The organism is Breoghania sp. (genome assembly GCF_963674635.1).
Lineage (GTDB): Bacteria > Pseudomonadota > Alphaproteobacteria > Rhizobiales > Stappiaceae > Breoghania.
Genome location: NZ_OY771475.1, coordinates 1,198,562 through 1,223,654, shown reverse-complemented (window position 1 = coordinate 1,223,654; position 25,093 = coordinate 1,198,562). Strand labels below are relative to the sequence as shown.

Sequence of the window (25,093 nt, the reverse complement as noted above, 5' to 3'; positions counted from 1 at the left end):
TGAACTTCAGAAATACAAAAAGGGCCGCCTTTCCCAAGGCGGCCCTTTTTTCGAATGGCGAGAGCAGTCGACCGTCCGATCAGGTCACAGGAACTCGATCAGGATTGCGACGGCATCTTCGCCAGAACCGTGAGATTGCGGTCGGTCTGGTGGAAGTCAACCGTACGGCTGGGGACCAGACGCACATCCTGCTTCTGGGAAAGGGCCTTCAGACAGGCATCGTTCCAGTTGCCCCAGGCCTGACCTGCGCAGGCCTCCTCTCCACCAAGCGCGAGGCGATCCCCCTTTATCTCGCCAGTCACTTGCGTGTTGTCATGGGCCGGGGCAAAGCTGACGCCAAACAGGCCCAGGAAAATTGTCATCGCCGCTGCGGAGGCCAGAACCAGCTCGCGCAGACGAATACTGAAGGGGAAGGCGGTACTGAAACTGTCATTCTCTGTGTAAGCCATGATTGTTGTTCCCTGCTCTCGTTATCGGCCATTTGTTGGCCTTCATTGCGGTCACTATGCCGCACACGACGAATTGGTGTCGTGACACGGGTCACAGGTTGACGTTCAACGGGCCCAACGCAGTTCTTCCTGTTGGGGATTAAACGTTGGAACTGGGCAATTTGTTCCCACTTGTGGCGGCGGCTCGCATGGCACGAGCCTTTGATGCATGACTAAATGGCGAAAAAACAAAGCAAAAATAGGCTCATAGCGTCCGGGCGCTGTTTCTGCGACAGCTGCGTCGGCTGTGGCGTTGGTCGCGACGCGGCTTGGCGAAACGTGTAAATACGGTGGATGGTGCCGTCTCTGAGATCAGGCTTTCTGGAGTGATACTTATGATCAGTCGTCGCGCTTCGCGTTCCTTGCCGGTTCTTTGGCTCTTCAGCGCCATATTTGCGCTTGTGTTGATACCGGGACTGTCGCACCAGACAGCACACGCGGCTGAAAAGGGGGCACTCACTGTCGTGACGAGTACCGGACGGCATCAATTCGACGTCGAGTTCGTCGCCAGGCCGGAGGATCGCGCGCGTGGGCTCATGTACCGAAAATCGGTTCCGGAAGGGACCGGGATGCTGTTTGACTTTTATCGCGAGGGGCCGGTCGGCTTCTGGATGAAGAACACCTATGTGTCGCTGGACATGGTTTTCATCCGGGAGAACGGCGCGGTGGCGCGGGTCGAACATGATACCAAGCCACTTTCGGAAAAGGTCATTCCCTCGGGCGTCCCGGTTCGCTATGTGCTGGAAGTGGTCGCGGGAACGGCCCGGAAGCTGAACATCCAGCCCGGCGACAAGGTTATGAGCGGGTTCATGTCCGCCGGCGAGTGACATGGGGAAAACCATACGGACAAGTCGCGACAAACCCCGGGGGGAACCGTTGGAGAAGTCGAGGAAAGCTCCTGTATGGGCGGTGAACATGTCCTGGATAAGCCTGTGTGAAACGGTCTCACTCCCGCATGTCAGGGCACAGCACAGCGGGGGGGGGGGCGCCTCCGAGCCTTGAGACAATCCGGGCTGAACTGGCTGGAAAGAACCTAGCCTGCTGGTGCTCGCTCGATGGTCCTTGCCATGGCGATGTGCTGCTCCGGCTGGCGAACAGCACTCCAAAGATCTGAAATCAACGGTCCGATTCAGACTTTTGGAATTTAATGGTTCTGCTAAGTCGTTGAAAAGATGGCGACCCCGACAGGATTCGAACCTGTGACCGACGGCTTAGAAGGCCGTTGCTCTATCCAGCTGAGCTACGGGGCCGGCTTGATCGGGTGGATCAAATCCGATTGGTGCTTTTGAACCGCAAGTCGGCCTGGCGATTCAGATGCAGGTGGAAAGCCTGCCACAAGCGCCCGCGAAAGTCTCGTTTCTGCGGGCGCGGTCAGCCTCTTTCACGTCGCCGTGGAAAAGAGCCTGTGCCGAGAGCCTAATGCGTCCAGGGGATCTGGCGGTCGAAGCGGAAGTTATCCGCATAGGCCATCGTGTTGGTCTTGCGCTCTTTGGGTTCGATGATCCGATAGGCAATTCCGTGCGCCTTTGCATAGGCGACAGCGGCCTCTCGCGTCTCGAAATGCACGCGAACCTGGCCGTTCATGTCCTGGGATGAATTGTAGCCCATCAGCGGTTCGATCATACGCGGGCTTTCGGGCTCATAATCGAGAACCCAGCGTTTCGTCTTGCCCCGGCCAGACTGCATCGCCGATTTGGCGGGACGATAGATACGTGCGACCATGACCGTCTCCGAAATGACCCCAATAATCCTGCTTATCCTGCGGCAGATCGCGGCCTCAGGGGCTGCGATCGCTGGTCGGGACAGCAGGATTTAAACCTGCGACCCGCTGGCCGCAAGCGGGTTATGCCACAAAAGTGTTGCTGATAACCGGCGTTTTCGGCCCATTCGATTGTGTTTACGTTCCCGACGCGTTTTCCCGTTTCTGTCGAGTAACTGTCGGGCGAGGGTTTGCCGCGATTCCGTCCCGCGTCTGTTCCTGATAACCCGGAGCGCAGAGCCGGTAAACCCTTTCATACGTTCCCACAGACATACCAACACAGTCCGCCGCCTGAGTGAAGTGAACGCCATGGCGCGCGCCTGGGGGCCGCCGCGTGGCGGGACATGTGCCACTCTAAAAAAGAAACGTTACGAAATGCCAAGATGCGCCCATCCGCTCAGGTGAGCGAGCGGCCTGTCCGCGGTGCCGGTTTGCTATGTGCCGGAGGTGGTGGTGGGAGCCGCCACGCGGCTGAAGATGACGCCGGGCGACATGTATTTGAGTGCGCGATTGGGCACGTCAGCCCGCGCGTCGTCTCGCCGTCATTTTCGGAGCTTGCCGCGCCCCACACAGACGGTGCCGCTTCACCTGTTTCAAGCGGCTGTCAGCTGTTTGCAGCGGCCTGGTCACTCAGGAGAGGTGGTCATTGTAAATACCTGCAAAACGCCAAATGTTTGTATATAGACACATTCTTAATTTAAAATACTTCATTGAATGTGGCCGAAAAATGTGGCGATATTGTTGCTCAGAGTTTCTCGCTGCCCCTTGAAAGTCGCTCGGCTGCTCAAGGGTATCCAGCAATTTTCAGGATATTCGCCGCATGACCCGCCACAGGCTTCTGCTCGCCTCCACCGCCCTTGTTTCCGTATTGGCTTTCACGCCCGCCCTGGCGGAAACCAAGTGGAGCGGGGCCCTCAACAACGAGTTCAACGTCTCCGAAAACTGGGACGGCACCTTTAACGGCGGCGATCTTGTGATCGACGGCAACCACGCCGTCACCACGTCGACGGCGACGATCGCCACCGACCTTAACTCCGCCCCTGGGGGCTCCGGGGGGCCGCGCTCATTGGTGATCTCCGGCGGTGCCACGCTGACCAGTACACTCTCCAACTACGCCGCCATCGCCATCGGCTGGTCGGCGGGCGTCACCTCCACCATGACCGTGACCGGGGCGGGCTCCAAGCTGGCGGTCAAGGGCACCAACGCCTGGACCAATGTCGGCTGGGAAGACGGCACCATTGGCATCCTCACCATTGCCGACGGCGGCACCTTTGAAACCAACAACCACGTCTCTGTGGGCAAGGCCGCCGGCTCGAAAGGCACGATCTCGGTCGACAACGCCAACCTCAAGGTCCTGAACTCCGGCCAGCTCATCATCGGCGATGGCGGCGATGGTACCGTCAACCTCGCCAACGGCTCGACCGCGACGCTCACAGGCCACGTTTTCGTCGGCAACGGCGCCAACATCACCGGCACCCTCAACATCACGGACGGTTCCGCCGCGACGGTCGGCGGCCAGCTCATTGTTGGCGTGGGCAAAAACTCCGTCGGCAATGTCACCGTCTCGGGTGGCTCGACCCTCACCGCCTCGGACTACCTGGTGCTGGGTCTGGGCACGACCGGCAACGCCACCTTCAGCGACAGCGGCACGACGGCGACCTTCAACGGCCCGTTCTACGTCGGCTACACCAATGTCGGCAATTTCACTGTCGAGAATGGTGCCAGCACCACGGTGTCGACCACCGCTTACATCGGCCACGCCGCCGGCACCAACGGGACGGTCACGGTGACCGGTGCCGGCTCGTCCTTTGCGGCCATGGACAAGGTGATGCTCGGCGAGTCCGGCACGGGCAACATGACGGTGGCGGATGGCGCGGGCGCGACCGTCAAGGGCAACCTGTCGGTCGGCGCTGGCATCTATTATGACGATGATCACGACACAACCTCCTACAACACGACGGCCACAGGCGTGTTGATGGTGACCGGTTCTGGATCGACGCTGACCGTCGACGGCACGCTTTACGCCGGCGACCGCGCCAACGGTACGGTGACCGTGTCCCGCGGAGGCGTGATCAGTGCTGGTGCGGTTGTCATTGCCAGTGAAACCGGATCGACCGGCGTGATCAACATAGGCGCGGAGGCCGGACAGAATGCGACACCCGCAGGCAAGCTGATGGCCGACACCGTGACCTTCGGCGGGGGAACAGGCAAGCTGGTGCTCAACCACACCGACACCGACTATGTGCTGAGCGCGGCGGTAAGCGGCGCCGGTACGATCCAGGCGCTGTCCGGCGTGACCAGCCTCACAGGCGACTACGGCGGCTATACCGGCGACACCAACGTCGACGGGGGGACGCTGCTGGTCAACACCGACACGTTCCTCCGCTCCGCGATCACGGTCGCCGACGGCGGTACGCTTGGCGGCACAGGCGCAGTTACCAGCGTGACGCTGAATTCCGGCGCGACCATCGCGCCGGGCGATGCCGGGATGACCGGCTCGCTGACGGTTTCGGGCGGCGACGTAACGTTTGTCTCCGGATCGACGCTTTCGGTGCGGACCGCAAGCGACGGGACGTCGGACCGGCTGGACGTCACTTCCACGGGCTCGGGCGGCGGTGTCACCATCGAGGATGGCGCGACGCTTCATGTTTCCGGGCTGAGCGGTGATCCGGAAACAGACTATTCGCTGGCCTCCAGTTACACGGTACTGACGGCTGCGAATGGCATCACCGGCACGTTCTCGTCCGTAACCGACGATTTCGTCTATCTCGATGTGAGTGCCGATCAGGGCACCGACGAGATCCGAGTGCAGCTCCTGCGCAACGACAAGACGCTCGGCTCCGTGGTCTCGTCTGGCCATAGCAACGGCCGCGCCGCGGCCAATGCTCTCGACAGCCTCGGCGATACCAACGAACTCTACAAAGCTGCGCTGTGGATGACCGGCGGAGACCTGGATCGGACCTACCAGGAGCTTTCGGGCGACAGCTATCCGGGGACGTCGCAGGCGATCATGGGGGCGACACGCTATTCGCGCGACATCGTTGCCAGCCGTATTCGCTCGGCATTCAACGGCGTCGCGACCATGGAAATGGCCGCCGTCGCCACCCATGGCGACGGCACCGAAGAGGCCGTGTCGTCAAGCGGCGGGCCGGTGCTCTGGGCAAAGGGCTATGGGGCCTGGTCAAAGCTTGATAGCAGTGTCGGCGTCACCGGGTTGCAAAGCGTCAGCGCCGGCGTGGTCTTCGGTGCCGACACCGAGATCGCCGATGCTTGGCGTGCCGGCGTCTTCGCAGGGTATGGACACACCCACGCCCAGGCGCGGGGCATCGTGTCTGAGAACAACTCCGACACCTTCCAGTTGGGCCTTTACGGCGGCCGCCAGTTCGGCGCTATGGGTTTCAGGCTCGGCGCGAGCTATTCCTACCATGATGTCTCCGCCGACCGCACGGTCACCGTCGCCACGCTGACATCGGATCTGAGCGCCGACTATTCCGCGCACACCGCCTACGGCTTTGCCGAGCTCGGCTATCTGTTCCGCTTCAGCGATACGAAGGTGGAGCCTTTCGCGAATCAGGCAATCGTCTATCAAAACACCGATGGCTTTACCGAAACCGGCGGCTCCGCTGCGTTGTCGGTCGGATCCAGCGACCAGACGCAGGGCATCTCCACGCTCGGCGTTCGCTTCGAGCAGGATCTCTCCAGCTTCTTCCACGGCCCCTTCGCACTGACCGGATCTCTGGCCTGGCAGCATACGTTTGGCGACGTGGAAGCCGAAACGACCATGCGCTACGCCTCAGGCGGCGCCGCGTTCAAGGTTACAGGTGCCGCGTTGGATCGCGATCAGGCGGTGTTCTCCGCCGGGTTCCGGGCGCAGCTGACAGACAGCGCCGACGTCTCGCTCTCCTACGAGGGGACGGTCGCCGAGGACAGCCAGTCGCACGGCGCGCAGGCGACCGTCGCAATCCGCTTCTGACCGGCGCCCGACGCGGCACGGCCATACAGCGACCAGACGTCCGCCCACTGAGGCAAGCGCGCCGGTAATGGCCGGGGCGCGGTCGGGCGGACGTCACGATACGGCCCAACGGTTGCGGCCCTTTACGGGTAGGGGGGCGGCATGTCTGCCGTCAGCGCCAAGGGCACCGATTTGAGATTGTGATTTAGCGGGGATGCGGGCTTCGCCGTCGTGGCGAAGGAGGGAAGGTGAAGCCCGAACCTTCAAGGTCCAAAGCGCCTGCCGGAAAAGGTGAGCTTAGCTGCGCATCGCAATGCGAGTGGCGCTAAGGGGGGCAGGGGAGGCATGCCTGCCGATTCCGCCGAACGTGCCATTGGCAGCGAGGTCGGTTTCCCAAGCGGTTCCATTTGACGAGAAAGACATCTGTCGGGTAGCCGCTGTTTGCCTGAGAGCGGCCCTACCAAGTCGTTGAAAACGCTGGTCGGGGCAGCAGGATTTGAACCTGCGACCCCCTGGTCCCAAACCAGGTGCGCTACCAGACTGCGCCATGCCCCGAACCGCGATAGATGCTTGGTTCGTATAGCTGTTCGTCGCTCAGAGCGCAATCGCTGGAAACCGGGAAATAAGAACAAAATGGCAAGTGGTGGGACGTGTCAGACCAAAAGTCACAACAGTTTTCACACTACCTATTCGCGCTTTGTTCTCGGGGGCGCTGATCGATGGTCGGCATGCAAGAACAGCCGCAATCCAGGTGGATGACGGCTGTTCGTGAGGGCCCCAAAAGAAGCGCTAGATTCTGGATAGGATTAGGAGCGCAGGCGTCGCGCGCGCCGTGGGCGCGCCTTCTGGCGCTTGGCATCTTCTGCCGCGGCCATGCCGCCGGCGAGGTCGGACAGGTCCGCATGCGCATAGCGGGCCGTGGTGCTGATCGTCGTGTGTCCAAGCAGTTGCTGGACGATCTTCAGATTTCCCGTGGCCCGCAACAGTCGGGTTGCAGCCGTGTGGCGGGTGTCGTGCAAGCGGAAATCGACCACGCCGATATCCAGGCCGGCTTCGCGCACATCCCTGCGCCAACGGGTTTTCAAGCCGTTATACGTCCATGGCAGATGCTCGCCGCGCGCAACGCCGCGGCTCTTATTCGCTCTGATGGAGACATAGGTAAATACTATATGCGCGTGATTGCCGATGAGTGGCCGCAGGATTGCGCTGATCTCGCGTGTGATCGGGATTCGGCGTTTTCTGTCGCCCTTTCCGTGGATGATGATGTGTCCTTCGTCCCAATGTACGGCTGGCCATGTCAGGCCAATGATCTCCGCCAGCCTGCAGCCGGAAGCAAACGCGAACATCAGGGGCGCGCGCGCGTCCTCGCGGATCGCCATCAACATGGCAACTTCCTCGCTGGCGGATGCCTCGCGAATCCGCTCTTGCGGCTCAGATAGGGTGAGGTTTTTCCAGGCGGGCATTTGAGGCAGGGGCACATTCCAGACGTCGCGCGCGCGCAACATGATTCCGCGCGCGTGTTCCGTCACCGTGCGGTTGACCGTGGCATTCGATACGCGTTTCGCCGGTTTGCCTTGATCTGCCCGGCGCGGCTTGTGGCCGCCGGAATGGGCGGTATCGCCACGGCGCTGAGCGACGATTGCAGCCATGCGGTTTGTTGTGATGTCTGCGAGGCGCGTTCCGGGGCCTAAGGCATCGACCAGCCATTGCACCTGGCGGAAAAGCTCTCGCGGCTTTGCGCGGTGTTGCCCGACTTCCTGCCACCAGCGGCCTGCGGCCTCGTCAAACGTCATGTCCTCAAGCGCATTTGATGCGCGCGACAGGCGCTCCCTGATAGCAGCCTTCGCTGCCTCTTCGATGCGCGCCGCATCTCGTTTGTTTGTCGCGTAGGTGGACCGCGCGTAGCGCTGCCCGCCGAGGCGGAAATCGTAATACCAGAACTTGGTTTTCGGCTTGCGATACAGGGTCATGCCGGCTGTCCAATGGATGGCAGATTATCGCGGGTGCGAGATATCGCTGAACAATACCACAGCCGCACCCCGGCGCTTTCCTGCCTGCCTGATTTGCGGCAACGATGGGTCGTGCCGACGGCGACTGGCTGCGATGAATTCGTCCAGGTCTTTCACGTCATAGAGCCGCCGTGGCCGCTTGGGGCTGGTGCCAATGGCGATGTAGCGGAGACGGCCCGCATCAACCAGCCGACGCAGCGTGACCGTGCTGATGCGCAGATAGTCCGCAGCCTCGGACGGCGTCAGTAGTGATTGTTGCGGAGCGGTGCCTGTCATTGCCTCTATGCCTCCCGCGTGAGCGTGTCCATGCCGCTGGGGCGTGGTTTGTTCATCGGCATGACGATGCGGACACGTTCCGGATCGTCCGGACGGTCGAAGAAAATAGGATAGCCGGAACCGGCATAGGAGATATTCACGGGGTGATCGCCGCCCAATGCTGACAGGGCCGCCAGCAACAAGCGGCTGTTCGCGGAAACGGGATGCGGTTCGCCGGTCTGGACTTCGCAGGCGATGCTATCCATAGCGAGGCTGTGATCGCCCCCACAGGCAAGAAGCAATTCTCCGTCTTTGGTCTCCATGTAGACCGCGCTCTCCTTGCCGCTGGACTGCGTTGCAACCCGCTTCACGGCGTCCGCCATTTCATCCGGAGAAACGGAAAAGACCGGCCCATCCTGCTTTGATGCAACGCGCCTCCAGTCCGGATACGAACCGTCAATCAACTTCGAAATGAGTGTCGCCCGGCCGTCTGACAGGGAGATTTTGTGACTGTCATAGCTCAGATGAAACTCACCGTCCGATGCGCCGATCATCCTTGCGAATTCGGCAATCGCGGTGCTTGGGACGATGACGGACGGCGCGTCATCGCTGCCCGCGGGGGCATCGGTGCTGCACGTTGCAAGGGAGTGTCCGTCTGTTGCGACAGCGGTCAGTTTCCCTGCGGTCACCTCAAGGAAAGCGCCGCAGAGATACCAGCGCACAGTTTCGCTGGACATCGAGGACTCGACGAATGCCAGCATCCGCGCGAGGTTTTGGCCGGTAATGGTGTATGCGATGCCCTCTTCGACATCCTGCATGACCGGGTAGTCTTCGGCCGGCAGCGTGGAAAAGGATGCCCGCGCGCGCCCGGATGACAGGAGGATGGTATCCGCCCTGCGATCATGGGAGGCCATGCTGATCTGACAACCGTTCGGCAGTGTATCGATGAACGCCTTCAGGCTTTGTGCGGGGATGGTCGTCACGCCCGGCTCCTTGACGTCCGCCCGGCACGTGATGCGAAGAAGCCTGTCCAAGTCGGTGGCATCAATTGTCAGACTGTCGCTTTCCGCTGAGATCTTCACGTTCCCGACAATCGGGATTTCCGTGCGTCGCGGCGTGACGGATGCAGCCCCGGCAAGGGCCGGGGTAAGCTCCGACTTGTCGATGGTGAGTTTCATCGGCGCACCTCGTTTTCGCCGCCGCGCGTAAGGCGCGATCTGCCGCGCGGGCGCATGAAGGCGTCAAGCGCCTGCAGAGCGTCGTCGTTGCGCCCGTCCCGGATCATGGTTTCGATACACTCCAGCGCCGGGGCGTAACCGCAGGCATGCAGGATCTCCTCGCGCTCGATGGCGTCACCAAAGCCGCGTTCCATATCAATGGCCTGCTGCCTGCGCTCTGTATCGACGTGCGCACCGGCAAAGCGATACTTCTCAAGGTCAATCATTTTGCTGGCTCCGCCTCCCGCCGTGGTGAATGCCAGCCCCGGCGGCGGGGAGGAGACGCCGCCGGGGCCTCGCGGCCGACGCATGGGAGGAGGGTGCGCCGGTTGCTCGCGAAACTGATCCGAGTGACACCCCGGCCATGCCGGGGAATTGCTTGCGCGCGGCCTAGAAGGCGCTTGTGTTGTCGTGATCGCAGGTGCCGGCCCCTTCAGGATCGATCCGGGTTCTGAGCCCGTATTTTGCCGACGTGGCGTTGAACTTGCGGGCGAGGGCGGGACCGATGTCGATGCCGAGATCGTCGGCCAGAAGGTCAAGCGCGATGATCGTGTCGGCGATCTCGTCGGCGATACTTTCAACCGATGCGGTCGAGCCCTTGATGCCGCGCCGTTCGCGCAGAAGCTTCTTGACGGCTTCGGCAACCTCTCCGGCCTCTCCGGCAACCTCGATAGCCCGGAAGGCCGTATCGGCCTGCGTGTTGCCCGGCCACTCCTGTTGCCGGGCACGGTTCGCGGAGCGAAGGTCTGTGAAGTTCATGCCGCGCCCTCATCGTTGCCATTGGCTGCGGGGATCATGCCGAGGGCATGCATGTAGAGGTCGAGGATGGATTCCTGTTCCTCGCGCTCGTGCGGTTCCTGTTTGCGCAGGCGCACGACCTGGCGCAGGATCTTCACGTCAAAGCCCATCGCCTTGGCCTCGCCGTAGACATCCTTGATGTCTTCGGAAATGGCCTTCTTATCTTCTTCAAGCCGCTCGATGCGCTCGACGAAGGCGCGCAACTGGTCTGCGGCAACGCCGCCGTTGTTCGTGGTCATGGTCAGACCCTTTCAAAGTGGTGGGTGACGACAATTTCACGACCCTTGCGGAATCCGGCTGCGTTGCGGTGGCCGCCTCCGCCGTTCGCTTTGGCAACTTCCGAGACGTCAACGCGGTCATCGGTGCTTCGCAGCGAATAAGTGACTCCCTCTGCGTTCTGGATTCCGACCGCAGCAAAGGGGGCTTTCGGATACATCTCCAGAAGGGTGTGGCAGGTGTCGGACGCGAAATCGTAGGGGCAGGCGTAGGTGACGGGCACACCCTGATACCCGCAGAATTCCTGCGGCGCGGCGGACTTGCAGATCGCCGCGATACGGCGGTCATAAAACCGCTTGATCGCCTTGGCCTCCCGCAGGAACTGCTCGCGGTGGCTGGTGTAGAGCCCGCTAGCTTTCGTCCACTGTGTGAAGTCGCGATCAAGCGAGCGCAGATAGAGGCTCACAAGCTTCGTATCTTCGCGTTCGAAGCGCCACAGGTCGCGATCCTCGACGGCGAGAACAAGCTCTGGGGCGGTCGCAAATGGAGCGATAAAGTCCCACATCATGCGCGCGCCGGAGCGACCCATGTCGAATTCAACCATCACCCGGTTGCGCCAGAACTCGGGTGCGGGTGCAGCCTCGCGCAGAGCATCGAACTCTTCGTTCACGGAAAAGATCGTCGGGCGGAAGGTGGACTGCAAGTCGGCCAGGTTGTCGCGCGCCGTCTTGTGATGGTCGAGCATCAGAATGCGCGCGCCGGAAATCACGAGTTCGTGACACTGGTCGAGTGTCAGCGAGAAGTCAGCGACAAGAATATCTTTCCCGGCGGGATCGAAGTCAGGCAGCGGGCGACCGTAGTTGCTGGGCATGTACGTGACCGTATCGCCCCACTTCATGTGGCCGATCCATGCGGCGGCGAAGCCGTCGTCGCAATTGTCGTGATAGATAAGGATGTCGGGCTTATAGGGCGTTCCGGTCATGGTCAGTCCCTCACTGGATCAGGTGCGGGCCTGCGAGGCAGGCGGCGAATGCGCACATGAGCAGGATGCCGACGGCATCGGCGATGGTGCGCAGGACGTTTGCGGGGCTCAACGGATCAAGCATCGTCGGCCCTCCGCAGGATGGCCCCGGAGGGCAGGTCGCGGTTGCGGATGGTGCGCCAGCGGAACTCCGTGGTCTTGGCGCTCGAATAGAAGGGGGACCGCGCAAAACCGACCGTGCGGCTCTCCTCCACATCCACGCGCGGGCCGCGCAGCCTGCGCGGGACAACGCGAATCCGCCCTGTGGGCGTCCAGTCGGTTGCTGTCCTGGGGCCGTGGAGGCTCATGACTTGTCCTCCCGGTTCAGGTGGATGGAAGCCATGCTCGCCTCGTCCTCGGCCTGTTGGCGCAGGGCCGCAGTCCGGCCCGCGATGGCGAGCACGGCGATAACGGCGATGGTCAGCACAACAACGCAGAGAGCTGCGGCGAGCCAGATTGCAGCGGGTTCGGGCAGGGCGCTGAGGTCTCGGGCGGCACTCATGGGCACTCCTCCCCGCAGTGGTTGATGTCATCGACATGCGGGCGCAGGTCCACGGTGTGGACGGTGCGGGGCGCGCCGACGCGCGCGGCTACCGGCTCCAACACGAAAACCGTTTCCCCGGGGAACAGCATCGCGAATTTCTCGGCCGCCCCGATTGCGGCGGATTTGCTCGCGTATCGTTGCGCAGGTGCGTTGCTGGCATCCGGCAGCACCATCCAGAATTTCTGAGCGCTTGGCATCAGATTGCCTCCCCATTGATGGTGCGGGTATCGATCACGCGGCCATGCACCCGCCTGGTGCGGTGGCGTCGGGCGGTGTCGGCCAGCGCATGCGCTGCGACAGACACCGCTATCAGGACGGCGATGATGGCGATGGGGAGGGTGGTCATAGCGGCACCCGCGGCGCTGTATGGCGGATTCCGGTTTCGCCGAACGTTTCTGGATAGAATTCCGACATGGTGTCCTCCCATGGCTCTGATGGGAGGGACTATGCGAATATCGCACAATCAATGTCAATCATAATATGTGCGAATAACGCATAGTGGCATCGATTGGGTGTGCTGATAGCGTATAGATGTGCTGATAGAGCACTGCACCAAAAGGCGGAACGGAGACAAGACGTGCTGACAATCGACCTGTCATTTTATGCCTGCGAGGCTGCATCGCAGATCCGGAGCGAGCTTGAACGCGAGGGAGATGCCCTGCTTTGGGGGCATGATTTCACAGAGTTTCAGGACATGGTGCGGGAGGCAGACCGCGGGTTGACTGAACATTTTTCAATCCAGCATCAAACCTTCAGCCCGTCAGGGGCGTTCTGGCTCATGCTCTGCCGTAGCGGCGTTCCGGTATCAACTGTAGCAGCTCGGCTCGACCTGCTCGGGCCGATGACGCTGGCTGCATACTGGAGTCAATACTTGCCGCGCGTATACTATGACGATGCAGGGCATTCGGTTGAGTTGGATGCCAGACAAGCAGCGTTCCCACGAGAGGCGAGTGGGCGGGTGGTTTATCTGGGGGAGATGTGGGTAGCAAAAAGCCATCAGGGCCGTGGTGTGGCATCCCTGATGGCGCGTTTGGTGCAAGTCATGTCGATGCAGATATTTGATCCCGACAATGTGTATTGCTGGATGCGCCCAAAGCAGGCGTCCGGCGGATTTCCGCAGGCATGTGGATTTAGGGAAATAGTCCCTCAAGGTATTCGCTGGACGCGCCCACCTGCGGCTGCCGGAGATCTCTCCCACTTGTGGCTAGCTGGAAATCGGAGGTCTGCCCTTGATGATCTAGTGCGCGACCTTGCATCCGGAATTCTATCGGGCGCGAGTACAAGATCAGGTGCGGTATGCCCGCCTCTGTCTGGTACGGCAGGATGAGTCGTTCATAGACCAGCCGGAAAGACAGGGCTTCTGCCCTGGCGGTGAATTCGCTCGATACAAGGTCGAATTGGGGAGCGCGGTTTTCCATCGCCATCGAATATGCGCTGGCTGCAAATTGGCGATAGTCTGTTCCAACCATATCTTCCAGATCGGCAGGGGTTGCCGCACTATCCGCGCCCAGAACCTGCGCTGTCAGAGATTTGGGGCCAGCCATCAGAATAGGCGGCGCGAGATCCGGATTCCGGATGCCGGCCATCCAAACAAGGTGTGGGGCGGCCTTAATCAACCCCTCGCCTTCAATGCCCTTATCTCGCTTCCAAAGGCTGAGAAGATATTCTGCAAGGTCGTCGGCGAAGCCGCTTTCTACGGCCTCGATGCCAATATCATGAATGAAATTCGGCATTTGAACTCTCCGAGCTGAGGAACAGTTCCGCGGCAAGCAATGCAGGCCTGCAGTTTTCAATAGTCGCGCGTTTCTGCGCTGTTGTGAGTTTTTCGAAACGCGTCGTGCCGTAGAAAGATGAGGTATAGGACCGCGTATAGGTCAGTAGGCGGTACCGTGTTGCTAAGTCGATGTATTCCGACCATGCCTCTTCGATAGAGACAGTTGGGACGCCGGATAGGTCGTAATCAAAGAACATGCGATCACCCGAAAACGCTAAAAAAAACTGACGGAACCATGCGGCTCCGGCTAATGATTGCTGAAATCAGGCAGCGACTTGGCATCACTGGGAGGAAGATTCCCGTTTCTCTTGAATTCCAGCAATTTCATATATGTATTTAAGAATAACTTTCGGTAGTTTTGCCAATTTGTCAATCCTGCCGGAAGGGATGACAGGGTTTGATTGGTCATTTCCGCGGCCATCAGAAACAGGTCGCTGTCGAATGCTTCGCTGTTTGGGGTGATATCCATGTCGGTGAGATCCGGCATGGGGGCTTCTAACGCAGAAGGCAAAGGAGCGTTCAGGATTGCCGCGGCGCGCAGCATTTCTTCTGCGAGCATGGACCGGCGGTTCTTAACGATCTTGTTAATAACTGACGGGTCTAGGCCCAACTCGCGAGCAAGCGCTGACTGCGACATTCCTGCCGCGTCGAGTGCCTTAACCAACCAGTCTGCAACGAGTTTTCGCATGATGAGCGTTTTTCGCACATCGGGACCATCTGTGTCCTGTGCGAAAAACGCTTGACGTGAATTGTGCGATAATCGCATAGTTCGACTATGAGCGAATATCTTAACCCTGCTGGCACGGTCATCGCCCGCCTCGGCGGACCTTCCGAGGTCGCGAAGATTACTGGTGCCCATGTTTCCCGTGTCCTCCGGTGGCGTACTGCCAAAGACAAGGGCGGGACTGACGGGCGGATTCCTCAGCAGCATTTCGAAGTCCTCCTAGAAGCCGCGTCCGGCCTGGGTGTGTCGCTGACAGAGCGGGACTTGGTTCGTCCGTTTCCGTCCGAACGGGACGCTGAACATGCGCAACCCTGACACGGAGGTCTCCGCAATGTCTTGCGGAAAGCACCGCAACTTTTTGCGGAAAAAGCTCGACCCGGCGGCGCTCGGGGATCTGCTGCGGCGACTGAGGCCGCTCAAGACCGCTGCGACGATATCGGCTGAAACCGGCCTGTCTCTGCGCACCGTGGAAAACCTGATCGGCTCCAATCCCTCATTGCCGGGCCTGCGCACATTGCTCGCGTTGGTGGATGCCTATGGGCCGGAGGTTCTGGCGGCGCTCTACGTGCAACCTCCCGCCTGGATGGATGCCGCGGCGCGCGCAGCGATCCGCGCCAATTTCGAACATGAGCGCGCAGCCGCCCGCCGCCGCAGGGCGGAGCAGGACGGGCGCGGGGGCACAGATTTCAAAGCCGGGGTTTTCACATGGTGACGCGGATTTTACGCGCGCTGCGCGCGGCGCGGCGCATGGCATTTGCGGGCGGTTCCTGCGCCTGCACACAGATTGCACGGGCAGGTTTCGCCGTTGGGGACACGTGGGCAGAGGCGTGGCAGCGCGCCGCCCATTGGTGCGAGGAGCGCGCGTGATGGGCATTTTCAAACCGCGGCCCACGGGGCGGATCTACAACGCAGGCGTCGGGGTTTCGTTCGAGAGCGGCGTTCTGATCATGCACGGGCCGGGCGGGACGCCAGAGGACATGGCGGCGGCCCTGGATGCGGAAGATGCCGCCTATGCCCGCGACTGGCGGCGCAGGCTGCGCGACAGGCTGATGCAGCCGGTTTACGCTTGGCGCGATCTCGTGTGGCGCGCGCGCCGGGGGCGGCTGATTACCGAACATTGCGCCTATGCGGCACGATCGGGAGCGCTGGTGCTATTTCCCGGCGGTCTGGACCGCAACGAGATCGAAGACACCCTCGATACACTCGAAAGCGGCGCGGACGGCGCGGGCTTCGGCTGCCTCGTCAAGGTGTGTGGCATGGGCACCCTTTGCCTGACGCACCAGTTTCTGACGTGTCTGTTCTATCCATTCGGCGCGGGACTCGCTTTTCTCAAGCGCAACGTCGATGGCAAGCGTGCAAAGCGCCTCAGCGAGAAGCCCCACAGTGGTCTTGAGTTCGAGGGGGTCGTGCGAGAGCGGGATCTTTCGCTGCATCGGCGGCTGTTTCGACATATCGGTTCCTCCGTCCGTAAAGCGCACAAGGTAGCACGGCGCGATGATGACGGGGAGGGCGGGGCATGACCGTTTGGACTCACCTCACCAAGGCGCAAAAGCTCGATCTCATTCGCGAGCGCGCGGCATCCGGCGCAACCGGGCCGCAGGTGGCGGAGGAATTCGGCATCTCCGCGAAATACGTCTCCGGACTGTCGGCCAAGGCGGGGGTTCGGTTCGTCCGCTCTGCGCCGGCGCGGACGAGAGCCCCGCGCGCCGCGCTCGTGAATGATCCGGACACGCCGGTCAATGACCAGATCATCGACATGGCTCTGAAGCGCGTCGACCAGTGGTTTGCCGCGCGCGGGGCCGAGGCTGGGCGCAGCGGTGAGCGCGGCGGCGATGTTGGGCCTGCCAGCCGGGCGCTGCGCGACCGGCTCGGCAACATCGCCTATGTGGCGCGGTGCCGGATCGCCCATTGGGCGGCGACGGTCGGTGACATCAACCGCGTTCTAGACTGGCTGAGCGCGCAGGGCGAGGAGGTGGTGTGATGAGGCTACCCAGTGCGTTCTATGTGATGGCGGTCATGTACGCTGATCTGGCGCAATCGTGGCGGCTGGTGTCGTTGCCGGTCGCCATTGTCTCCACCATCAGCGTGGCTGTTCTGGCGGACGCTCTGAGAGAGCCGCGCGCCACCGATGTTGCGCAAGCGTCAACCTCAATCGCAAAGACGGATCGCGCTCGGATCGCGGCTGCGGGGTGTTCGTGATGGGGGCAGTGCGCAAGTCCGATCCGGCTGCGCCGGGGTTCGTCGGGGTGTCCGCGGTGCGGATGGAGACCGGCGAGCAGTTTGTGCGCCTCTGCCTGCCGGTCGACCGGCATGGGCCGCGCCTGGATCGCGCCGAGATCGCGCGCCTGCGGGCCCTGCTGGATGGGGCGGAAGCGCAATTCGAGGCACTGCCGGACGACTGCCGCCGGCATGTGGTGCCGGTGAGCATTTGAGCGAGGATTTGAGGAGGGATTGGGATGGTTGATTGCATGAGGTCTCGCCAAATTCTGGCCCTGTTCGTTCACGGTCGCCGGGTTCGTGCCCGCCTGACGATGGCTGAGGCAGCCAAACGCGCCGGGGTGAGTGCCGGGCAGGTGGGGCGGGCGGAAAGCTATCGCCCGATCGCCCCGCGCGCCGCCGAACGCCTCGCCGCCTTTGCCGGACTGACGATCACCGAAATCGAGGCAGCAGCTGCGCGGGCCCCGGAATTCGCATCCGGGAGGGCGGCTGCATGATTGTCGTTAAACAACTCGAATGGACCACGACGCCGCCGCCAGATCGCGAGTGCGTGCCCGGCATGCTCTATGCCGAAGGGATCGGCGGTACCTACGAGGTGACGGACTACGGCGTGCTGTGGTGGGCGCATGATCCTTTCTCCTGGACGCAATTGGCCGATCAGGCGGCCGCGATGGCTGCGGCGCAGGCCGATCATGAAACGCGCCTGAAAGCGATGGTTTGCGAGGTGGTGGCATGAGCGGGCTTGTCGCCACCGTGCGCCGGACGGTCGAGGCCGTGGCGCGGGCCTGTGATGTGGTGCCGGCGGCGATCCGTTCGCCCTCAAACCGGCGCGAGAGGCAGGCGCGCAACCGGGCGGCCTATGCGCTGGTGCGTTCCGGCGTGGGCAGCGCGAGCGAGATTGCCCGGGCGCTGGGATTTGCCGACCGATCCGGACTTCGGCATGCGGTGCTGACCCATGCGCGCGAGATCGGCGAGCCGGTGGCGCGGCTGGAAGACCTGATGGGGCGAGGGCGGCCGAAGAGGATCGACCGCACGCGGCTCGCCTTTCTGTTCGCGGCCTGGGTGGAACGGGAGGGGCTGAACCAGGTGCAGGCAGCGGATCGGCTGAAGGTTTCGCGCACGGTTGTGCGCAAGGTGTGCGACGCGCAGGCGCTGGATGATGAAAGCCTTGTGGCGGTGCTGACCGGTGCGGGCGTGGCGCTTGGCGACATTATCGCGGTGCCGGCCCAGGCTTCACGTGAATTCTACGGTGAACATGCGGGGGCGGGAGGACTGTTTTCGAGTCTGGAGGGAGCGGTACGATGCTAATCTCCGCGGCTGCCATTTTCGTATCGTTATGTGACTCTAACGGCGAGCCGGATTCGGTCGAACTGGCCCGTATTATTAATCCTATACCGTATAACAAGGGATGTTTTCCCTTTGAATTGCTCGTCTTTCTTGGTGCGGAACTCGAGAATGCGAAATATTCTGCTTTCTGGAACGGATCCCCGTCGGTTAACATCAAAATTCAACTCTTCTATTGGCGAGAAGTTGGAGATGTTATCTTTCATGGTCGGATAGAGAGTGAATGCACTTGGATCGTTAACAGCTCGCAGAAGCAAGCCCGAGGGTTTGACGATCTGGACGTTAATTACGTTGATGTCGGATTTGTTCTCATTCACGAAATGCAGTTTTACCGCGCTGCGCCCGGGTACCTCCTCGAAGGTCACCTTGAGCGGTTCGTCTCCACGAATGTAGCGTTGGTGTGCTGTCTCATTCGCTATTTGGCGCCAAAGCAGGATGCCGGTTCCGATGGCCGCGGCCGCGGCCGCCCAGCCGCTGAGCGCCCCAATCCATTCGCGAGCGCATTGAAGGCAGGTTTCACCGGCGACGAGTTTCGTCGTGTCGTGGCAAAGCAGCCAGAGACTGAGTGCGGCGGCAGTAAGAACTGCCGCCACGGCGATCAATACGCGAATTACGATTTCCCATGTTCTCATGTCGCAAATTCTAACATGGCACCGGACTGTCCGGGAGGTGGCGCGTGACCCGGGAAATCCTGCCCCCACGGCGGGCCTCCGACATCCTCAAATTCAGCCATGGCCAGCGCAGCTATTACGCGACGGTGGGGTTCTATGACGCCACGCAGGCCGCGCCCGGCGAGGTGTTTCTCTCCACCGGCAAGACCGGCACCGAGCTGCAGGCGCTGATGCGCGACAGCGCGATCGCCGCCTCGCTCGCCCTGCAATTCGGCTGCCCGGCGGAGGTACTGGCGAAAGCGTTCTCGCGCGACGAACAGGGCCAGCCGGAAACGGCGATCGGGCGGCTATTCCAGATCATCACGGAGGGCGAGGGGTGAGCGCGATGGAGACCACATCGGCCGCGCTGGCGATGGAACGCGCGCGAATGCGCTGGGAACGCACGGGCAGCGATGCCGATTACATCGCCTTCCTGGAGGCCGAAGGAACCTGGCAGCGGTGCCGGATTGCGGAACTGGTGGCGGCTGCCAGGAGCAGACGGCAGGTGGAGAGGGTGGCATGAATGACAACAGCACCATGGCGGCATCGACCGCGCCGAGCGGCGGGCTCGATCTGCTTTCCGGTGGCCTGACGCGGGTGTTTCTGCGGCAGGTCATGCAAGAGCAGCGGATGACGACACAGGACCTCGCCGACTGGATCGGATGTTCGGAGAGCGAGATCTGGAACCTGATGTCGCGGACGGATGGGAGGGGGTGATGGGCAGCCGAACCTTGCTCCTGGTTTTCTCACCGACCAGCTTCCTCCCGACGCTTATTAAGTTTTTCGCGGAAGGTATCTCTAAGTGCCTCCGCAGGGCTGGTATTGTCGAGAGCGCGAACGGTGCGGCCTTCGAAAGCCTCTGCAAGCTTGGGGTCGAACTTGATTGCGACATGTCGAATACGGCTGAATGCTATCCTGTAACGCTCAAGCCAGACCTCGATGAGGCTTTCTACTCTGTGCGCAGGAGCGTTCTCAACCGTCGGTATCGGCGTCTCGATAATCCGTTGAGCAACTTGAAACTCCGTGATCACCGCATCGAGATTCATTTTATCGCGAGGCGAGAGGTTTTCGTTCAATTCGGACAACTTAGCTGTCCACTCGTCAAAACGGAATTCCGTGTCTGCAAAGCGAACATAAAGGAGCAGCAGCTCTCGATCATCAGGGGAAGACAAGGCTTCGTCGACGAACTCCCATATGACATCGATTATCGCAAACTTCGACGAAAGGTAGCTCGATATGACGGCTTTCGCTTCTCTATACGATGCGAGCATCGCTCGAACGGTCATCCATGCACCGATAAGCGCAGCGGTACCCGCAATGAGCGATTGCCACTCGTGCAGAAACTCAACGATGCCCACCGCCGCGACCTGACCGGCCCAGCCCGCAATCGCAAAGCCCAAGAGGCAGGCGGCGAAATATTTCCACGTGTCGTCCATGCTCCGCAAATTAACATTGCGGAATGCGCAAGGGGAGTCATCTCATGACCTTCCCCGACCACGAACTCGACCGCGTCAAAGCCATCCCGATTTCGGACATCATCGGCCGCGATGTGACCTGGTCGCCCGCAAAGACGAATGCGCAGGCCGGGGATTTCTGGGCGTGCTGCCCGTTCCATTCGGAAAAGACGCCGAGCTTTCACTGCGATAACAAGCGCGGCACCTACAAGTGTTTCGGCTGCGGGGCTTCGGGCGACGGCATCGAGTACCTGATGCAGCGTCACGGGCTCTCCTTCGTGGAGGCCGTGGAAAGCCTGGGCGGCAAGCGGGATGCGCCGGAGTTGAGCCCGCAGGAGAAGGCGGCGCAGGAAGCCGCGCGCAAGGCGAAGGCGGACGAGGACGCGCGGGCGGACAATGTGTATCGCGCGCGGGAACTGCGACGGGCGCGGGAGATCTGGACGGCGGGGCGGACCTTTGCGGGATCGCCGGGTGAGACGATCTACTGGCGCGGCCGGGGCCTGTGGGCGCCGGGCCGGCCGGGGGAGCGCAGCGCGGTCTATCCGTCCTTAAGATTTGCCGAGGATCTGCCCTATTACGCACCGGCGCGGGGCAAGGGGGAAAAGCCGCGGCTGGTCTATTCCGGCCCGGCGGTGCTGGCGGCGATCGTCGGCCCGGCCGACGGGGACGACCTGCGGTTTCAGGGCGTGCATATCACCTGGTTCGACCCGGATCATGCGGGCGAAAAGGTTCGGTTGACCGACCCGGCAACGGGCGAGGGGTTGCCGGCCAAGAAGATACGCGGTTCCAAGGCGCGCGGGTGGATCCTGCTGCGCGATCCGCGCCGTGTCGGCATCGGTATCGGCCGACTTCGCATCGGCGAAGGGGTGGAGACGGTGCGCTCCTATTGGCAGGCGGAGGAAGCCGTGCGCGGAGCTGGTGAGATAGACGCGACCGCCTATGCAACCTCGATCGACCTGCAATCCATGGGCGGTCGCGCCATCGAGACAGTCGCGCATCCGGATCTGATGAAAGAGACCGCTTCCGGCCGCGTGATGAAGGTTCGGGTGCCGGGGCCGGTGCCGGACATGACGTCTGATCGCGCGCTGGTGCCACCGGACTCCATTCGCGAAATCCTGATGCTGGGAGATGGCGACAGCGATCCATTCACCGCGCGCCAGGTGCATGCACGCGCAGCGGCCCGTTGGGCGCGGCCATGGCGCCGGATCGGCTCCGTGTGGGCGCCGGAGGGCGAGGATTTCAACGACAGGCTGAAGGAGCGCGCGCAAGCCGCGCTCGGCCAGGAAACCGGCACCGCGCCGGCGCGGGGGAACGCATGAGCACCGAGGTTTACGGGGAGATCATGGGCCGGCCGGTGGAAGAGTATGCCGCGCCGGATGATGCCGGCGGCGGGGGCGGCGCGCCGCCTTCCGGAGACGGGCCGGGGGATGGGGCTCGGGAAGCGCCCAAGCCGCAGCGGTGGGGCTACTCGGTCAAGAAGCTGAACGAGGAATGGGCGTTGGTTCTGGTCGGATCCAAGGCCGTGATGGTGCGCGAGCGACCGGATGCGCCAGTGGAAGAGCGGGTGCGGATCGTGCAACTCGAAGCGTTTCGCGCCCTTTATGCGAACAAGTTCACGCAGGTTCTCTCAGATGGAAAGGTCCAGACCGTGACCTGGGCCAAGCGGTGGATGTGTGACAAGGACCGCCGGCAGTATGACGGGATCGAATTTCACCCCTCGCCCGATGATGATGGCGGCACGCCGGGATATCTCAATCTGTGGCGCGGCTTTTCCGTGAAGCCGGATGCGGCCGCCGGCGGGTACACCGTTTTTCGCGACCACATGCTGAACAATGTCTGCGGGGGCGATGAGGACCTGTTCACATGGGTGTGGGGGTGGTTCGCGCATCTTGTCCAGCGGCCGTGGGAACGGATCGGAACCTCGATCGTGTTCCGGGGCCTGATGGGAACGGGCAAGACCATTGTCGGACAGGTGATCGGCTCGCTGATCGAGCAGCACTATTTCGCTGTCGATGATCCTCGCTACATCACGGGGCAATTCAATGCGCACATGGCCTCATGCCTGTTGTTGCAGGCGGAAGAAGCCGTGTGGGCGGGGGACAAGGCAGCGGAGGGGCGGCTGAAAGGGCTCGTCACCTCCGCGACGCAGATGATCGAGTCCAAGGGCGTCGACCCGTTTCGCATCAAGAATTACGTCCGCCTGATCATGACCTCGAACGAGGATTGGGTGGTGCCTGCCGGCAAGGATGAGCGACGGTTTTGCGTGCTCGATGTGTCCGCGGGCGTGAAGGAAAACCACGGCTACTTCGAGGAGATGTTCGAGGAGCTGGACAATGGCGGGCGGGAGGCCTTGCTGGCCGATCTTCTCGCGTTCGATCTGTCGACGGTCAATCTGCGATCGATCCCGCGCACGGCGAGCCTGCTGGAGCAGAAGATCCGGTCGCTCGACCATGTCGAGGCGTTCCTGTTCGAACGGCTCTACGAGGGCAACCTGGTCAAGGGTGCGATCGGCTGGCCGGTCGACGGGCTGGTGCGGAAATCGAGGCTGTTCGACTACTACCTGGAGGTATCCGACCGGGTCGGTATCAAGCGACGATCGGAGCAGACGGTGTTCGGCATGAAGATGCAGCGTGTGCTGCCGTGTGTCGGCACGGTCCGGCGATATGACGAGGAGGTGGGCGGGCAGGCGTGGTTCTACCGGTTTCCCGCGTTGGAAGAGGCGCGCGTGGCATTCGAAGCCGGGTTGGGACAGGCGGTCGACTGGCCGTCTGACAGTGAAGCCGCATAACGCCGGGTGCGAGAGACAGGATTGGTGGGGTATCCGACCTTTCCAACGTCTATCCATCAAGGTTGGAAGGGGAAAATGCCTTCGAAATCAGAGCGTTTGCCAACCTTGCTAACCTATCCAACCTATTTGCGGGTCCGCGTGCGCACGCGCGCCAAGGGGAAACGGCTTTTCCCCCTTCCGGCCTGTTCTCTCCAGCGGCTTGAAAGGTTGGATAGGTTGGAAGTGGGGCATAAGGCATTGATATAAATTGTGTATTCGGCTCCAACCTATTCTTTTTATAGGTTGGCAAGGTTAGATAGGTTGGAAGGGCGGCAGAATGCGGAAAATCATCGATATTGAGGCGCTACTGTTCTGGGCTCTGGGTGATCAGGGCGTGGCGGATGAATTCCGCGAGGAGGCGTATGGCGCCGGCTATGCGGCCTCTGCCTGGGAGCCAATCGAGCGGCTGGCACAACTGGGCACGCTGGTGGATGGCCGGGCCGGTAACCGGTTCGGCTCGGGGGATATCCATCGCGATGCGATGGCGGTCGGCGATGCTATCCGGGCGTTGGAACCGGAGGTGCGGGGAATGGTGATCTGTTACGGGATCACCGGTGCGCGCCCGGCATGGGACTATCAGCCGGAGTTGCGGCCGGTCATTGGCATCAACGGAAAGCCGGTGGTGATCCGCGAGCGGGTGAAGGGGTTGCGCGGTTGGCGGGATGATGTGGTCGGGTGCGAGCTGGAATTGCGCCCCTCGCTGGAAACCGCGCGGGCAGCGTGGATGCGCTACCGGGAATGGTGGATGGGGCTTGCCTATCTTCAGGCTTTGCTGAAGCCGATACTGTCTGATCACGAGGTGACCGGGCCTTGCGCGCCGTTCGAACCGTGGATCGGGACCTCATCCGAGGCGCTGGTTTCCGCCGTTCTTGGTGATTTGCGGGTGGATGATGACAGGTCGGGTTTCGTACGGACCCGCAGAACCGCTTGACTGGCGTTCTGGATTTGACATAGCGTTGTCACGCTAAAAAAGGTTCAAACCAGAAGCCCGGCCGGGAAACCCCGCGCCGGGCTTTTTCGTGGGTGATGGCCCCGGGGTTTTTAGGGACCGTACGCAGCCCAAACACAATACGGGCCGACTGAGCGTTTGGGGTCGCTAGTCGGACGCTCAAGACGAAGCCTAAACTTCTAAACTCAGGGCTAAACAACTCAACTTGGCGGTAAAGAGCGCTCAAAGTCGATGCAGGCGGAAGTCGTTACGAAAGGCGAGTTCGCCACGCTGATCGGGGTGACGCCGGGGCGCGTCAGTCAGATGCTCAAGTCGGGCGACATCGGGCCGGACGCGTTAGAGGGCGAAGGGCGGATGGCTCGCATCCGCGTCGCGACCGCCAAGGCTCACCTGCGCGACCGCCTCGATATTTCGCAGCGCCTTGGAAACGGGCTCGGGACGCGGCTCGACGATGACGGGCACACCGCGGACCTGATGGCGCAAGTCGCGCCGGTCTCTACGGGCGCAGTTGCCGACGGGGGCACGCCTCCGCCTCCACCGTCGGTGGAGGATAGCGTCGAAGCTAAGATCAAGCGCGAGAAGCTGCGCGAGGTGCAATACCGCAACCGCAGGGCGGCGGAAGACGAGGAGATGCGCAAGGGGACGCTGGTGCCCGCTGCCGACGCTTCCGCCATGGCGGCGGGGGCTGCAGCCAAGACGCTGCAGCTCTTCGAGGGGGCGGCGTCCGACATCGCCTCTGCGATGGCCGCCAGGTTCAAGCTGCCACAGCGCGACGTGTTGCACCTGCTGCGGGCGGAGTTCCGGCGGGTGCGCGAACGCGGCGCGGCGCAACAGGCCGCCCGGCGCGACGACCTGCCGGAGACGACGGAAACCGTGATCGAGGCGGACGGTTGAT

At 61.9% G+C, this 25,093-nt stretch carries 36 protein-coding genes and 3 tRNA genes; 18 read left to right on the top strand and 21 right to left on the bottom strand.

All coding sequences use genetic code 11. The features are described from left to right. Positions 1-98: 98 nt before the first annotated feature. A complete protein-coding gene (locus tag ABGM93_RS05575; protein ID WP_321504134.1) occupies positions 99-449 on the bottom strand; it encodes a hypothetical protein in 351 nt (116 codons plus the stop codon). 503 nt (positions 450-952) lie between these two features. On the opposite strand from ABGM93_RS05575, the gene ABGM93_RS05570 reads away from it, so the two are divergent. Together ABGM93_RS05570 and ABGM93_RS05565 are read left to right on the top strand one after the other, a co-directional pair. Then, positions 953-1,315, top strand: coding sequence for a DUF192 domain-containing protein (locus ABGM93_RS05570; protein ID WP_321504128.1), 363 nt, complete (start codon positions 953-955; stop codon positions 1,313-1,315). Positions 1,316-1,443: 128 nt separating this feature from the next. Beyond that, a complete protein-coding gene (locus tag ABGM93_RS05565) occupies positions 1,444-1,602 on the top strand; it encodes a DUF4326 domain-containing protein (RefSeq protein ID WP_324292388.1) in 159 nt (52 codons plus the stop codon). Positions 1,603-1,661: 59 nt separating this feature from the next. Here the strand turns inward: ABGM93_RS05565 and ABGM93_RS05560 are convergent. From ABGM93_RS05560 to ABGM93_RS05550, 3 genes are all read right to left on the bottom strand, one after another. Next, positions 1,662-1,738: transfer RNA gene (locus ABGM93_RS05560), tRNA-Arg, on the bottom strand. Positions 1,739-1,904: 166 nt separating this feature from the next. Next, complete coding sequence (locus ABGM93_RS05555; protein WP_321504126.1) at positions 1,905-2,210, bottom strand: ETC complex I subunit; 306 nt, start codon at positions 2,208-2,210, stop codon at positions 1,905-1,907. 72 nt (positions 2,211-2,282) lie between these two features. Then, a tRNA-OTHER gene (locus tag ABGM93_RS05550) sits at positions 2,283-2,396 on the bottom strand. 671 nt (positions 2,397-3,067) lie between these two features. Here ABGM93_RS05550 and ABGM93_RS05545 point away from each other — a divergent pair. After that, positions 3,068-6,220: an autotransporter domain-containing protein gene (locus tag ABGM93_RS05545; protein ID WP_321504124.1), complete on the top strand. Its 3,153-nt coding sequence runs from the start codon at positions 3,068-3,070 to the stop codon at positions 6,218-6,220. Between the two features lie 457 nt (positions 6,221-6,677). Here ABGM93_RS05545 and ABGM93_RS05540 read toward each other — a convergent pair. The 15 genes from ABGM93_RS05540 to ABGM93_RS05470 all read right to left on the bottom strand — a co-directional run bounded on the left by ABGM93_RS05540 (position 6,678) and on the right by ABGM93_RS05470 (position 14,964). After that, positions 6,678-6,754 (bottom strand) — tRNA-Pro (locus ABGM93_RS05540). A gap of 251 nt (positions 6,755-7,005) precedes the next feature. Next, complete coding sequence (locus tag ABGM93_RS05535) at positions 7,006-8,169, bottom strand: tyrosine-type recombinase/integrase (protein ID WP_321504121.1); 1,164 nt, start codon at positions 8,167-8,169, stop codon at positions 7,006-7,008. A gap of 24 nt (positions 8,170-8,193) precedes the next feature. Further along, positions 8,194-8,484: a helix-turn-helix domain-containing protein gene (locus tag ABGM93_RS05530; protein WP_321504119.1), complete on the bottom strand. Its 291-nt coding sequence runs from the start codon at positions 8,482-8,484 to the stop codon at positions 8,194-8,196. Between the two features lie 5 nt (positions 8,485-8,489). Then, positions 8,490-9,641: a DNA polymerase III subunit beta gene (gene dnaN / locus ABGM93_RS05525; RefSeq protein WP_321504117.1), complete on the bottom strand. Its 1,152-nt coding sequence runs from the start codon at positions 9,639-9,641 to the stop codon at positions 8,490-8,492. After that, positions 9,638-9,907, bottom strand: a complete 270-nt coding sequence (locus ABGM93_RS05520) for a hypothetical protein (RefSeq protein WP_321504115.1) — start codon at positions 9,905-9,907, stop codon at positions 9,638-9,640. The genes dnaN and ABGM93_RS05520 overlap by 4 nt, the downstream gene beginning before the upstream one ends. 163 nt (positions 9,908-10,070) lie before the next feature. Continuing rightward, positions 10,071-10,439, bottom strand: a complete 369-nt coding sequence (locus ABGM93_RS05515; RefSeq protein ID WP_321504112.1) for a MazG-like family protein — start codon at positions 10,437-10,439, stop codon at positions 10,071-10,073. After that, entirely contained in the window at positions 10,436-10,717 is a 282-nt protein-coding gene (locus tag ABGM93_RS05510; RefSeq protein WP_321504111.1) for a DUF2312 domain-containing protein, read from the bottom strand. Before ABGM93_RS05510 ends, ABGM93_RS05515 begins: the two co-directional genes overlap by 4 nt. Before the next feature lie 2 nt (positions 10,718-10,719). Beyond that, positions 10,720-11,676, bottom strand: a complete 957-nt coding sequence (locus tag ABGM93_RS05505) for a DHHA1 domain-containing protein (RefSeq protein WP_321504108.1) — start codon at positions 11,674-11,676, stop codon at positions 10,720-10,722. Positions 11,677-11,792: 116 nt separating this feature from the next. After that, a complete protein-coding gene (locus ABGM93_RS05500) occupies positions 11,793-12,023 on the bottom strand; it encodes a hypothetical protein (RefSeq protein WP_321504105.1) in 231 nt (76 codons plus the stop codon). Then, entirely contained in the window at positions 12,020-12,217 is a 198-nt protein-coding gene (locus ABGM93_RS05495; protein ID WP_321504103.1) for a hypothetical protein, read from the bottom strand. Before ABGM93_RS05495 ends, ABGM93_RS05500 begins: the two co-directional genes overlap by 4 nt. Beyond that, positions 12,214-12,456, bottom strand: a complete 243-nt coding sequence (locus ABGM93_RS05490) for a hypothetical protein (RefSeq protein ID WP_321504101.1) — start codon at positions 12,454-12,456, stop codon at positions 12,214-12,216. The genes ABGM93_RS05495 and ABGM93_RS05490 overlap by 4 nt, the downstream gene beginning before the upstream one ends. Next, entirely contained in the window at positions 12,456-12,605 is a 150-nt protein-coding gene (locus ABGM93_RS05485) for a hypothetical protein (protein WP_321504099.1), read from the bottom strand. Before ABGM93_RS05485 ends, ABGM93_RS05490 begins: the two co-directional genes overlap by 1 nt. A 784-nt stretch (positions 12,606-13,389) precedes the next feature. Next, positions 13,390-13,992, bottom strand: coding sequence for a hypothetical protein (locus ABGM93_RS05480; protein ID WP_321504097.1), 603 nt, complete (start codon positions 13,990-13,992; stop codon positions 13,390-13,392). Continuing rightward, positions 13,973-14,230 carry a hypothetical protein gene (locus tag ABGM93_RS05475; protein WP_321504095.1) on the bottom strand — a complete coding sequence of 86 codons (258 nt, stop codon included), beginning with the start codon at positions 14,228-14,230 and terminating at the stop codon, positions 13,973-13,975. Before ABGM93_RS05475 ends, ABGM93_RS05480 begins: the two co-directional genes overlap by 20 nt. A gap of 50 nt (positions 14,231-14,280) precedes the next feature. Beyond that, entirely contained in the window at positions 14,281-14,964 is a 684-nt protein-coding gene (locus ABGM93_RS05470; protein WP_321504093.1) for a helix-turn-helix transcriptional regulator, read from the bottom strand. Positions 14,965-15,088: 124 nt separating this feature from the next. Between ABGM93_RS05470 and ABGM93_RS05465 the strand changes: the two genes are divergently transcribed. The 8 genes from ABGM93_RS05465 (at position 15,089) to ABGM93_RS05430 (ending at position 18,282) form a co-directional block, all read left to right on the top strand. Beyond that, on the top strand, positions 15,089-15,469 hold the full coding sequence (locus ABGM93_RS05465; RefSeq protein ID WP_321504091.1) for a hypothetical protein: 381 nt from the start codon (positions 15,089-15,091) through the stop codon (positions 15,467-15,469). Positions 15,470-15,623: 154 nt separating this feature from the next. Beyond that, positions 15,624-16,277 carry a hypothetical protein gene (locus ABGM93_RS05460; RefSeq protein WP_321504089.1) on the top strand — a complete coding sequence of 218 codons (654 nt, stop codon included), beginning with the start codon at positions 15,624-15,626 and terminating at the stop codon, positions 16,275-16,277. Next, the gene (locus ABGM93_RS05455) at positions 16,274-16,738 is read left to right on the top strand and encodes a hypothetical protein (protein ID WP_321504088.1); all 465 of its coding nucleotides are present in this window, start codon (positions 16,274-16,276) and stop codon (positions 16,736-16,738) included. The genes ABGM93_RS05460 and ABGM93_RS05455 overlap by 4 nt, the downstream gene beginning before the upstream one ends. Next, positions 16,738-16,956 (top strand): hypothetical protein, encoded by a 219-nt coding sequence (locus ABGM93_RS05450; RefSeq protein ID WP_321504086.1) that lies wholly within the window; start codon positions 16,738-16,740, stop codon positions 16,954-16,956. The genes ABGM93_RS05455 and ABGM93_RS05450 overlap by 1 nt, the downstream gene beginning before the upstream one ends. An 8-nt stretch (positions 16,957-16,964) precedes the next feature. Beyond that, the gene (locus ABGM93_RS05445) at positions 16,965-17,189 is read left to right on the top strand and encodes a hypothetical protein (protein WP_321504084.1); all 225 of its coding nucleotides are present in this window, start codon (positions 16,965-16,967) and stop codon (positions 17,187-17,189) included. 36 nt (positions 17,190-17,225) lie between these two features. Further along, the gene (locus tag ABGM93_RS05440) at positions 17,226-17,471 is read left to right on the top strand and encodes a helix-turn-helix domain-containing protein (protein ID WP_321504082.1); all 246 of its coding nucleotides are present in this window, start codon (positions 17,226-17,228) and stop codon (positions 17,469-17,471) included. Then, complete coding sequence (locus ABGM93_RS05435) at positions 17,468-17,710, top strand: hypothetical protein (protein ID WP_321504081.1); 243 nt, start codon at positions 17,468-17,470, stop codon at positions 17,708-17,710. The genes ABGM93_RS05440 and ABGM93_RS05435 overlap by 4 nt, the downstream gene beginning before the upstream one ends. After that, complete coding sequence (locus ABGM93_RS05430) at positions 17,707-18,282, top strand: hypothetical protein (protein ID WP_321504079.1); 576 nt, start codon at positions 17,707-17,709, stop codon at positions 18,280-18,282. Before ABGM93_RS05435 ends, ABGM93_RS05430 begins: the two co-directional genes overlap by 4 nt. Before the next feature lie 26 nt (positions 18,283-18,308). Here ABGM93_RS05430 and ABGM93_RS05425 read toward each other — a convergent pair whose 3' ends face one another. Continuing rightward, positions 18,309-18,950, bottom strand: coding sequence for a hypothetical protein (locus ABGM93_RS05425; protein WP_321504076.1), 642 nt, complete (start codon positions 18,948-18,950; stop codon positions 18,309-18,311). 44 nt (positions 18,951-18,994) lie between these two features. On the opposite strand from ABGM93_RS05425, the gene ABGM93_RS05420 reads away from it, so the two are divergent. The 3 genes from ABGM93_RS05420 to ABGM93_RS05410 are packed head-to-tail and all read left to right on the top strand — an operon-like array spanning position 18,995 to position 19,685. Beyond that, a complete protein-coding gene (locus tag ABGM93_RS05420; RefSeq protein WP_321504074.1) occupies positions 18,995-19,309 on the top strand; it encodes a hypothetical protein in 315 nt (104 codons plus the stop codon). A 5-nt stretch (positions 19,310-19,314) separates the two neighbouring features. Beyond that, positions 19,315-19,491, top strand: a complete 177-nt coding sequence (locus ABGM93_RS05415) for a hypothetical protein (protein ID WP_321504072.1) — start codon at positions 19,315-19,317, stop codon at positions 19,489-19,491. Beyond that, complete coding sequence (locus tag ABGM93_RS05410) at positions 19,488-19,685, top strand: hypothetical protein (RefSeq protein WP_321504070.1); 198 nt, start codon at positions 19,488-19,490, stop codon at positions 19,683-19,685. Before ABGM93_RS05415 ends, ABGM93_RS05410 begins: the two co-directional genes overlap by 4 nt. A 29-nt stretch (positions 19,686-19,714) precedes the next feature. On the opposite strand, the gene ABGM93_RS05405 is transcribed toward ABGM93_RS05410, so the two are convergent. Next, the gene (locus ABGM93_RS05405) at positions 19,715-20,404 is read right to left on the bottom strand and encodes a hypothetical protein (RefSeq protein ID WP_321504068.1); all 690 of its coding nucleotides are present in this window, start codon (positions 20,402-20,404) and stop codon (positions 19,715-19,717) included. A 44-nt stretch (positions 20,405-20,448) separates the two neighbouring features. Between ABGM93_RS05405 and ABGM93_RS05400 the strand changes: the two genes are divergently transcribed. The 4 genes from ABGM93_RS05400 (at position 20,449) to ABGM93_RS05385 (ending at position 25,092) form a co-directional block, all read left to right on the top strand. Next, a complete protein-coding gene (locus ABGM93_RS05400; RefSeq protein ID WP_321504066.1) occupies positions 20,449-21,741 on the top strand; it encodes a CHC2 zinc finger domain-containing protein in 1,293 nt (430 codons plus the stop codon). Then, positions 21,738-23,210 (top strand): DUF5906 domain-containing protein, encoded by a 1,473-nt coding sequence (locus ABGM93_RS05395; RefSeq protein ID WP_321504064.1) that lies wholly within the window; start codon positions 21,738-21,740, stop codon positions 23,208-23,210. Before ABGM93_RS05400 ends, ABGM93_RS05395 begins: the two co-directional genes overlap by 4 nt. A gap of 316 nt (positions 23,211-23,526) precedes the next feature. After that, the gene (locus ABGM93_RS05390) at positions 23,527-24,180 is read left to right on the top strand and encodes a hypothetical protein (RefSeq protein WP_321504062.1); all 654 of its coding nucleotides are present in this window, start codon (positions 23,527-23,529) and stop codon (positions 24,178-24,180) included. 249 nt (positions 24,181-24,429) lie between these two features. After that, positions 24,430-25,092 (top strand): hypothetical protein, encoded by a 663-nt coding sequence (locus tag ABGM93_RS05385; protein WP_321504060.1) that lies wholly within the window; start codon positions 24,430-24,432, stop codon positions 25,090-25,092. Position 25,093 lies beyond the last annotated feature (1 nt).